We start from the raw sequence: 10164 nt of genomic DNA, 5'->3' as shown, positions 1-10164 counted from the left end.
CCCTCGCGCGGCCGTCTTCCTTCCCGGAGCGGTGCCGCGCGAGGGCAGATTCGCCTTCTGGGACCCGAGCGGCGTTCTCCCGCCGGGCCCGGACGAGCTCACGGTCGTCGCGCTCCAGGGCACCGCCGCCCGCCGCCGTACGGTCCCCGCGGTGACCCTCGGCGTGATCGAGGCGCTGCCCGCGCTGATCGCCGCCCGGAACAGCCCGGTGGCCCACCCGGCGACCCGCTGCTGGGGCGCGGCCGTGCTGCACGCCCTGCAGCTCGCGGCGCGCGGGCGGCTGCTCCCCGGGCTGACCGCGGACGACCACGATGCCTGGCGCGCGGGCCCGCTGGACGCCGAGGACGTGGCGCATCTGCGGGCGGTCGCGGCGGCGATGCCCCCGCAGGCGCACGCGGCGCCGCTGCCCGGCAGGACACCTCTGGAGCTGCCCGAACCGGAAGCGCTCGTACGGTCGCTCCTCGACGCGGTCGCCGACTCCCTGCCGCGCACCCCCGCGGCGGCGCACGCCGAGGGCGCCCCCTATGCGGCGCGCGAGCCGCAGCATCTACCCGGTCTGCGCGAGTGGGCGGTGGAGGTGGCGGCGGGGACGGACGCCGGGGTGCAGATCTCGCTGCGCCTGGACTTCTCCGGGTACGACCTCTTCGACCACGCCCCGGATGCCGAGCAGGGCGAACGCCATGCGGGCGCCGCCATCGTCCAGGTGCACAGCCTTGCCGACCCGACGCTGGTCATCGACGCGGGCCCGCTCTGGGCGGGGGAGGGGGACGACCGCTTCGGTCCGCGCGTGCGGATCGACGCCGTACTGGCGCTGCGCAGGGCGGCCAGGGTCTGGCCCCCGCTGGCCGGGCTCCTGGAGCGGCGCGTCCCCGACGTACTGCCGCTGACCGAGGAGGAGTTGTACGACCTCCTCGGCCCGGCAGCGGCACAGCTGGCCGCCGCGGGGGTGGCGGTGCACTGGCCGCGTGAGCTGGCCCGCTCGCTCACGGCCACCGCGGTGGTGCGCCCGGCGCCGGGTTCGGCCACCGACGGCACCCCGTTCTTCGACGCGGACGAACTGTTCTCGTTCAGCTGGCAGTTGGCCCTCGGCGAGGACAAGCTCACCGAATCAGAGATGGACATCCTCGCGGAGTCGCACCGCCCGATCGTGCGGCTGCGCGACCAGTGGGTGGTGGTCGACCCCGACCTCGTACGGAAGGCGCGCAAGCGGGAACTGGGTCTCCTTGAGCCGGTGGACGCGCTTTCCGTGGCGCTCACCGGCACCGCCGAGGTCGACGGCGAGACGGTCGAGGCGGTCCCCGTCGGCGCCCTCGCCACCCTGCACGCCCGCCTCACCGGCGAGCTGCCGCCGCTTCCCCAGCCGGCAGGCCTGGACGCCACCCTCCGTGACTACCAGCTCCGCGGCCTGTCCTGGCTGGATCTGATGACCTCGCTCGGCCTCGGCGGCTGCCTCGCCGACGACATGGGCCTGGGCAAGACGATCACGGTCATCGCCCTCCATCTGCACCGCGCCCGCAGCGAACCGACCCTGGTGGTCTGTCCCGCCTCGCTGATGGGCAACTGGCAGCGGGAGATCACCCGGTTCGCGCCCGGCGTGCCCGTGCGCCGCTTTCACGGCGCCGAGCGCTCGCTGTCCGTCCTCGACGAGGGCGGCTTCGTCCTCACCACGTACGGCACGATGCGCACCAGCGCACCCGAACTGGCCACCCGCAGCTGGGGCATGGTCGTCGCGGACGAGGCGCAGCACATCAAGAACCCCAACGCGGCGACGGCGAAGGCCCTGCGCACGATCCCCACCCCGGCCCGCGTCGCGCTGACCGGCACCCCGGTCGAGAACAACCTCTCCGAGCTCTGGGCGCTGCTCGACTGGACGACACCTGGCCTGCTCGGCCCGCTCAAGACGTTCCGCGCCCGCCACGCCCGCATCGTGGAGAACGGCGAGGAGGACCAGGCCGTGGAGCGTCTGGCCCGTCTGGTCCGCCCTTTCCTCCTTCGCCGCAAGAAGTCCGACCCGGGCATCGCGCCCGAGCTCCCGCCCAAGACGGAGACGGACCACCCGGTGTCCCTCACCCGCGAACAGGCCTCCCTCTACCAGGCGGTGGTCCGTGAATCGATGGGAGCGATCGAAGGCAACGAGGGGATCGGCCGCCGGGCCCTGATCATGAAGCTGCTCACCGCCCTCAAGCAGATCTGCAACCATCCGGCGCAGTATCTGAAGGAGGGGCCCACCCGCCTGTCCGGCCGTTCGGGCAAGCTCGCCCTCCTCGACGAACTCCTCGACACGATCCTGGCGGAGAACGACTCGGTTCTGATCTTCACCCAGTACGTTGCCATGGCGCAGCTCCTCTCCCACCATCTCGCGGCACGCGGGATCCCCTCCCAGCTCCTGCACGGAGGAACGCCGATCGCCCGGCGCGAGGAGATGGTGGACCGCTTCCAGGCCGGTGAATCGCCGGTCTTCCTGCTCTCCCTCAAGGCGGCGGGCACCGGGCTGAACCTCACCAGGGCGGCCCATGTCATCCACTACGACCGCTGGTGGAACCCGGCCGTGGAGGAGCAGGCCACCGACCGCGCCTACCGCATCGGCCAGACCCAGCCCGTCCAGGTCCACCGCATCATCGCGGAGGGCACGGTGGAGGACCGTATCGCCGAAATGCTGGAGGCCAAGCGGGCGTTGGCCGAGGCGGTCCTCGGGTCCGGCGAGTCGGCCCTCACCGAACTGGGCAACGCGGAGCTCGCCGACCTGGTCTCTTTGAGGAGGCCAGGATGAGCAGCTGGTGGGGGACCGCCTGGGTGGAGGCGCTGGAAGCGCTCTCCCTCGACCCGGCACGCCTGGCCAGGGGCCGGAGTTATCAGGAGGCCGGCCATGTGGCGTCGGTCCATGTGACCCCTGGCCGGATCATCGCGTACGTCCAGGGCAGCCGTCCGCGCCCGTACCGCACCGAGCTCCGTCTCCAGACGCTCTCGGAAGCCGACTGGGGTCACTTCCTCGACGAGGCGGCCGCCCAGCCCGGCCATATCGCGGCGCTCCTCGACAAGGACATGCCGCACTCGCTCGTGGACGCGGCGGCCGAGGCGGGCGTCTCGCTCCTCCCGGCCCGCGGCGACCTCGTCCCGTCGTGCTCCTGCCCGGACAGCGGGTACCCCTGCAAGCACGCAGCGGCCGTCTGTTACGAGACGGCGGCGCTCCTCGACAAGGACCCGTTCGTCCTGCTCCTCATGCGGGGCAGGGCGGAGAGTGAACTCCTCGAAGAGCTCGGGCACCGCAACGCCGCCCACGCGGCACGCGAGACGTCCCCCGCGCCGCCCGCGCCGGGAATCCCGGCCAGGGAAGCCCTGGCCGAGCGCTACCTCCCGCCGCTCCCGCCACCGCTCCGGGTCCCGCCGCACCCCGGCTCGCCACCGGCCTACCCGACCGCGCCCGGAAAGGTGGACGCCCTGTCCGTCGAGCACCTGGCGACGGATGCGGCGGCCCGTGCCCACACCATCCTCGCCTCGGGGAACGACCCCGTCGCGCACCTCACCCCGTGGCAGGACGCGGTCCGCCGGGCTGCGGCCCGTCCCACGGCCGGCCTGACCGCCACCACCCGCACGCTCTACCGCGACCTGGCGTCGGCCACCGGCCGCACCCCCACCGACCTGGCACGTGCGGTCGCGGCCTGGCGCCAGGGCGGGGACAGCGGGCTCATGGGGCTGTCCGTACTGGAATCGGAGTGGGACCCGCCGGCCGGTCCCTTCGACCGTGCGCGCCCGGCCCTCGCGGCAGCCGGCTACCCCCGCTTCCAGCCCTCCCGCAATCACCTCACCCTGCCGGGCGGATCGCTCCAGCTGCGCTTCGGCCAGGACAACCGGTGGTACGCCTACGAGTCGGATCCGGGCCGCGACGACTGGTGGCCCCGGGGCGCCCCGAAGGGCGACCCCGTCTCCGCCCTCTACCGCGACTAGCGCAGCGCGAACACCCTTACCCCGTACGGCTCCAGCGTGATCTCCGGCGTCGCATCACCGGTCGCGAGGTCGTGCGGTGCGCCGCCCGAGGGACGTACCGTCTGCTCTTCGCCGGACTGGCTGACCAGCCACACGAACCTGCGCCCGTCCTCGTGCACCAGCACATCCGCGCTGACCATCGGAGTTCCGGACGTCACCGGACGCGCGGCGCCCGCGACATCGGCCAGCGCCTCGTACAGCCGGTGCGTCTGCTCCGGGTTGACGCGTGCGGTACGGGCGGCCATGTGCTCCAGCGGGTACGTGGCGAGGACCGTGCGGCCCGTGCCGATCTCGTACGTCAGCAGGGCCGGACGGCCGTGCGCGTCCGTCGCCACGACGCGCGCGCCGTCGGGGACGACCGGCAGGTAGGCGCGGCTGTCCTCGTTGCCCGCGACCGGGAAGGTCAGCGTCTCGCCCGCCGCTATGGACCCGAAGTCCTCGGTGAAGGTCATCTCCAGGACGTCGTCCTCGATGGGCTCGGCCACCCCGTACGACAGTTGGTGCTCCACCCCGAAGAGACCGTCCAGGTCGTGGAACCACGGCCCGCGCGTCGCCGGGTGCTCGCCCGAGCAGAACGAGAGATAGACCGTCGCGCCGTCCCGCGCCCGCTGCTCCAGATCGCGGCGCGTCCGCGTGGTCAACTGCCGGGTGGACGGCAGCAGATAGAGCTGTACGTCGCCCGGCGCCGGGAGCCCGTCCGCCTCCCGTACGAAGGCCACCGGCAGGTCGGCGCCGCGCGCGGCCACGTACCCCTGCTGCAGCGAGGTGAAGATCAGCGGGCGGTCGGCGGGCCGGCTGTAGGGGTAGCCGCGCTCCAGGAACGTGGGCACGACCAGGGCGGCGCCCGCGTCCTCGCGCCGGCAACGGGCGAAGTCGACCTGCTTCAACACCTCGGCGAACGAGGCGAGTTCACGCAGCGGCTCCTTGGGGAGGCCTTCGCTGTCGGTGATGCCGAAGTGCATCTCGAAGGGGTGGTGGTCGTACGGGGACTGGTCCCACAGTGCGTCGTAGTCGGTGTTGTTCCACGCGATCCAGCCCGTCGCCCCGCCGAGGAGGGAGTTGTGGAGGGTCTGGCGGTAGTACACGCCCGCGTTGCCCGCCGAGACGGTGTCCGTGGAGAGGCCGAACTCCTCCAGGACGACGGGCTGTCCGGTGACGGCCGCCAGCTCGCACTCGAAGGCGGCGCGGTAGTGCTGGCGCGGGCGGTCGGTGTCGGAGCGGTAGACGTGCGGGCCGACGAAGTCGACGTACTGGGCGGTCTCGCGCAGGGAGAATCCGTTGTCGCGGCCGGTGACCTCCAGGCCCCAGGCGCCGTCGCCGAGGGAGACCGGCTGGGTGGCGCCGGTGGCCCGTACGGCCTGGCACATGAACTGAGCCCAGGCTGTGACGACGTCCTGCGAGGGCGGGTCGACCTGGTAGATCCGTCCGTAACCCGGCATCTCGTTGGTGATCAGCCAGCCGGTGACCGCCGCATGGTCCTTGAAGCGGCGGGTCATCTCGCTCGTGAACCAGGCCTGGCGGCCGACCATCCAGACGTCCTCGTAGAGATCGCGGTCCCCGCGCCAGGCCGGGTCCCAGTTCTCGCCGGACATATGGCCGACGATGAAGGTGGGGACGGTGCCCATCCCGTACTCGGTGTGCGCGTCGAGGAAGTCGCGGAAGCGGTCGCAGAGTTCTTCGTCGATGCGGTGGGGTTCGGGGTGGAAGTCGGGCCAGTAGAAGAAGGAGCGGGTCATGTTGAGGCCGTGGTCGCGGAGGACGGCGAGTTCTTCGCGTACGACGGCCGGGTCGTAGTTCCGCCACATCAGCGGGCCGCCCGTACGGGACCAGAAGTTGGCACCGAGCCAGGGGAGTACGGCTTCGTCGTGGGTCAGCTGGGCGCTGTGGCGTCGCATGGTGTGGAAACTCCGTTGCAGGTCAGGCGGTTGATCGGGCGGCCGGTCCGGTCGACTCTCGGACGACGAGCCGGGGGCGTTCGGTGAGGGGCGGGGACGCGATGTCCTCGCCGCAGCGGGCGAGCAGGGCGCGGGCTGCGGCCGCGCCGACGAGGCGTACGTGCTGGTCGACGGTGGTCAGACCGGGGTACAGCCACTGGCCGAGCGGCAGATTGTCGTAACCGATGACCGACAGGTCGCGGGGTACGGCGAATCCGGCGCGCTGGGCGGTGCCGATGCCGCACACCGCGATCGAGTCGTTGGCGTACACGATCGCAGTCGGGCGGGGGCGCATGGCGAGCAGTCGCTCGGTGGCGGCGACGGCCGCGTCCGCGGTGAAGTCGGTGGCGATGGCGGCGACGGGTTCGAGCCCGGCGGCGGCGAGCGCTTCGGTGAAGACGCGCCGCCGGAACCCGGTGTGCACCTGGTCGTCGGGCCCGCTCACGTACCCGATGCGCCGGTGGCCGAGGTCGAGCAGATGGCGCACGGCCTCGCCGAGTCCCGCCTCCTGCTGCCCGAGCGCGATCCCGTCGGGTGCGCCGAGCAGCACGGAGGGCAGGCCGAGGCGTTCCAGGAGCGCGGGGCGCGGGTCGTCGACGCGGCTGCCGGTGAGGACCGCGCCGTCGACGCGGCCCTCGGCGACGAGGCGCTCGTACAGCGCGCTCTCTTCGCGTACGTCCGAGACCAGGTGCAGCAGCAGACCGTAGCCGCGCGGCGAGAGTTCGCTCTCCAGGCCGGTGATGACCTCGGTGAAGTGCGGGTCGGCGCCCAGGACGTCGGTGGCACGGCTGACCACCATGGCGACGGTTCTCGTACGGGAGCGGCGCAGTGCGCTCGCCGACGCGCTGGGCGACCAGCCGAGGCGGGCGGCCGCTTCCATGATGCGCAGGCGGGTGGGCTCCGAGATACGGCCGGTGCGGTTGAACGCCTTGGACACGGCGGCGGTGGAGACTCCCGCCTCGGCGGCGACGTCCTTGATGGTGGGCCGGGGGGAGGATCTGGGGGAGGGGCTCACATCTTCACCGCACCGCTGACCAGGGCACGCTGCATGCGCTTCTGCAGCACGGTGTAGACGATCCAGACCGGTACGAGGGTGAGGACGGTGCCCGCGGTGAGGATTCCGTAGTCCGTGCCGATCTGGGACTTCAGGGTGGGCAGCGCGACCTGGATGGTCCGCAGGTCGGGGTCGGGGCCGATGATGATCAGCGAGTACAGGTACTCGTTCCAGAAGGTCAGGAAGTTCAGCAGGACGACCGTCGCGATGCCCGGCATGCACATGGGTGTGTAGATGTGCCGCAGCACGCCGAAGGTCGATGCGCCGTCGATCCGCGCGGCCTCCTCCATCTCCGGGGGGATGGTGCGCATGAACTGGACCAGGATCACCACCGACAGCGGCATGGCGGTGGCGGGCAGGAACAGCACCATGAAGAGCCGGGTGTGGAAGAGCCCGGTGGCGGCGGAGAGCAGGAAGGTCGGGAAGAGGGCGGCGAAGGTGGGGATGAGGAAGCCCAGCGAGAAGACCTTCTCCATGACGGAGGCGACCCGGCCGCGGGAGCGGGCCAGGGCGAAGGCCGCCGGTATCGCGAGGCCCAGGGTCAGGGCCAGCGAGAAGACGGTGACGATCGCCGAGTTGAGGATGGCGGGGCCGAGATCGGCGCTCTCGAAGGCGGTGCGGAAATTACCGAACCCGAAAGACGTCGGCGGGGAGAGCGGGCTGCTGAAGATCTCCTCGTTGGACTTGAACGCGGAGGAGAGGAAGTAGTAGAGGGGGATGGCGAGCAGGACGGCGTAGGCCCACACGAGGATGTGCGCGGGCAGCCAGGACTTCCTGAACTTCATGGTGGCCATGGCGGGTCAGGCTCCGATCAGTAGCTCTGGCGGAAGGAACGGCGGATGGCGAGCAGCCCCACGAGCCCCACCAGGAACAGGACGACTCCGACGGCCTGGCTGTAGCCGAGGTCGGACTCCATGAACGCCTTCTCGTAGACGAGGAAGGAGAGAGTGGTGGAGGAGTTGGCGGGACCGCCCTGGGTGAGGAGCAGCACCTGCTGCGCCGATCCGAAGAGCGTCCAGAGGAACTGGAGCATGGCCACCACGCCCACGTACTCCTTGATGACGGGGAAGTGGATGCGCCACATGGCCCGCCAGTGCCCGGCGCCGTCCAACTGGGCTGCCTCGCCCAGCTCTTCGGGGACGCTGTCGAGGCGTGCGGCGAAGAGGACGGCGGTGAAGCCGATGCCGGCCCAGAGGTCGAGGGCTATCAGGCAGTACAGCGCGGTGTCGGGGTTGGCGAGCCAGGCATCGGCGGCAGACCCGAGCCCGACCGCCTTCAGGGCCCCGTTGGCCAGGCCGTCCGGGGAGAGGGCGGCGTAGAAGACCATGGCCTTGGCGGGGGTGGAGATGAGCCCCGGCACGAACAGCAGATACCGGATGATCTTGTGCCCGGGCGGCTTCTGCGCCACGTAGTAGCCGAGCATGTACGCGCAGACGATCATCACCGGCAGCGCGATGACCATCTGGACGCCGGTGTTGCGCACGGCCTGCCAGAAGACCGGGTCGTCGAAGAGCGCACGGAAGTTGTCGAGCCCGGCGAAGGAGGTCGACTGCAGCATCCCCGGCCAGTGGAGGGCGGCGATCACGAAGATCGCAACCATGGGCCCGACCATGAAGACGAGGTACCAGACCAGTGCGGGCACCGCGAGGACGGTGGTGCTCGGCTTGCGCTGCTTGCGGCCGGCGGGGGAGAGCGGAGCGGCCTGCCCGGACTGAGGGGCGGGCCTGACGGACGAAGTCATCGTCATGACGGTGCTGCCTCCTCAGGCGTTTCGGTAGGCGCCCTGGAGCGCGGAGATGATGCGGTTGGCGCTGGTGCCGGGGGTGAAGGCGGTGCTGGTGGCCTGGATCATGGGCTGCACGGCGGAGGGCGGCACGTACAGATCGGGCAGCACCACTTGACTGACGCTGTCGCCGAGCTGTTGTGCCTTGGCGACGAGTGGGAACCCGTCGCTGAGCGTCTCGGTCTTCACCGCCATGTCGCGCGCGCCCTCGGTGACGAAGCGCGCGACGACGTCCTTCCGGTACATGAAGCGCACGAACTTCTCGACGGTCTCGATCTTTTTGGTCCCGTTCGGGCTGATCCAGAACCCGTTGACGGTGAAGGTCCGCAGGATGGTCGGCTTGGGGTGAACGGCCCCGGTGGGCAGTGGGAAGCCGCCCACGTCGGTATGCCTGGCAACGTTGTCGGGAACCTTGCCCAGGGCGGACGACATCGCGGACTCCATGGCCGCGGCACCCGTGTTGAACTGGGTGGTCATGGAGTCGGTGGTGAGCCCCTGGGCCTTGTCGGTGAAGACCCCTGCGTCGCGCAGCTCCACGAAGTACTGCACCCCGTCGCGAACGCCGCTCAGAGCGCCGAAATCCCCGGTGCGGTACAGGGACTTCGTCTGCTCGGCAGTGACGAACGACTGGATGATCTGGGCGAGCAGCTTCTGCCCGGTCCAGTCATTGCCGCCGATGGTGACGGGCGCGGTCCCCTTGGCACGCAGCTTCTTGGCGGCGGCGATCAACTCATCGCCGGAGCGAGGTATCTCGTCGACCCCCGCCTTGCGCATGACGTCCCGATTGAAGGCGACGGGCCAGTTGCTCGCAATGTACGGAAGCGCCCGCAGCCGGTTCTTCTCGTCGGTCCACTCGGTGAGCGCCTTGGGCAGGATGCGCTCGCGCAGCCCCCACTGGTCGAGATATCCGCCGACGGGGACGGTCGCCCCGAGCTCCGTCCACTCGACGGTCTTGTCATAGAGGCTGACCATGACGACATCGGCTTCTTTGCGGGCCAGCCGCGCGGTTTCGTAGACCTGCCCCAGTTCGTCCCCATTGATGAGGACCTTCACCTTGAGCCCGGGGTTCTCCTTGCGGAAGGTGTCCAGTACGGCCCGGAAGGTGGCCGCCCCGGGAGCCGTACCGCCCAACTGGCTGTGGAGCACGAGGGTGTCGGGGTCGGAATCATCACCACCCATGACCCCGCACCCGGACAAGGCGGGCGCGGCGACTCCGGCGGCCAGGGCCGCACCTGCGGACATGAACCCGCGGCGATTCAACGATGAACGCACGGCGCGTGGCCTCCTGGAGGGGGAAGTGGTTAATCGATATACCAACGAAGTGCGAGCACCGTATGAGCGGATCGTGAGGGCGTCAACCCCTCGTTGCACATGCTGAAACGCCGTCCCCTCAGCCCCCCGCTCAGCCC

General features: G+C 70.7%; 7 protein-coding genes. 2 read left to right on the top strand and 5 right to left on the bottom strand.

The window, feature by feature from the left end; all coding sequences use genetic code 11:
• Both J0695_RS31700 and J0695_RS31695 read left to right on the top strand, forming a co-directional pair.
• The coding region (locus J0695_RS31700; protein ID WP_206967929.1) for an SCO1167/SCO6262 family helicase at window positions 1-2770 on the top strand (2770 nt) is incomplete at its 5' end.
• On the top strand, window positions 2767-3945 hold the full coding sequence (locus tag J0695_RS31695) for an SWIM zinc finger family protein (protein WP_206967927.1): 1179 nt from the start codon (window positions 2767-2769) through the stop codon (window positions 3943-3945). The genes J0695_RS31700 and J0695_RS31695, both read left to right, overlap by 4 nt.
• Here J0695_RS31695 and J0695_RS31690 read toward each other — a convergent pair.
• Genes J0695_RS31690 through J0695_RS31670 form a run of 5 tightly spaced genes read right to left on the bottom strand, consistent with a single transcriptional unit; the run spans window position 3942 to window position 10027 of the window.
• Window positions 3942-5879, bottom strand: coding sequence for a cellulase family glycosylhydrolase (locus J0695_RS31690; RefSeq protein ID WP_206967924.1), 1938 nt, complete (start codon window positions 5877-5879; stop codon window positions 3942-3944). The two genes, J0695_RS31695 and J0695_RS31690, sit on opposite strands and share 4 nt — an antisense overlap.
• A gap of 22 nt (window positions 5880-5901) precedes the next feature.
• Window positions 5902-6933, bottom strand: coding sequence for a LacI family DNA-binding transcriptional regulator (locus J0695_RS31685; RefSeq protein ID WP_206967923.1), 1032 nt, complete (start codon window positions 6931-6933; stop codon window positions 5902-5904).
• The gene (locus J0695_RS31680; RefSeq protein ID WP_206967930.1) at window positions 6930-7757 is read right to left on the bottom strand and encodes a carbohydrate ABC transporter permease; all 828 of its coding nucleotides are present in this window, start codon (window positions 7755-7757) and stop codon (window positions 6930-6932) included. Before J0695_RS31680 ends, J0695_RS31685 begins: the two co-directional genes overlap by 4 nt.
• 26 nt (window positions 7758-7783) lie before the next feature.
• On the bottom strand, window positions 7784-8719 hold the full coding sequence (locus tag J0695_RS31675) for a carbohydrate ABC transporter permease (protein WP_206967920.1): 936 nt from the start codon (window positions 8717-8719) through the stop codon (window positions 7784-7786).
• 15 nt (window positions 8720-8734) lie between these two features.
• Window positions 8735-10027, bottom strand: coding sequence for an ABC transporter substrate-binding protein (locus tag J0695_RS31670; protein ID WP_206967918.1), 1293 nt, complete (start codon window positions 10025-10027; stop codon window positions 8735-8737).
• Window positions 10028-10164 lie beyond the last annotated feature (137 nt).

Origin of the sequence: Streptomyces beijiangensis (genome assembly GCF_017315755.1) — a bacterium.
Classification (GTDB): Bacteria; Actinomycetota; Actinomycetes; order Streptomycetales; family Streptomycetaceae; genus Streptomyces; species Streptomyces beijiangensis.
Note: the sequence above shows the minus strand (reverse complement) of the source record. Positions and strands in the feature narration are given on the sequence as shown.

Bases quoted from the DNA above. Each gene is read 5' to 3' on its own strand.
- J0695_RS31695 (WP_206967927.1), top strand. From the start codon at position 2,767: ATGAGCAGCTGGTGGGGGACCGCCTGGGTGGAGGCGCTGGAAGCGCTC.
- J0695_RS31680 (WP_206967930.1), bottom strand. From the start codon at position 7,757: ATGAAGTTCAGGAAGTCCTGGCTGCCCGCGCACATCCTCGTGTGGGCC.
- J0695_RS31675 (WP_206967920.1), bottom strand. From the start codon at position 8,719: ATGACGATGACTTCGTCCGTCAGGCCCGCCCCTCAGTCCGGGCAGGCC.
- J0695_RS31690 (WP_206967924.1), bottom strand. From the start codon at position 5,879: ATGCGACGCCACAGCGCCCAGCTGACCCACGACGAAGCCGTACTCCCC.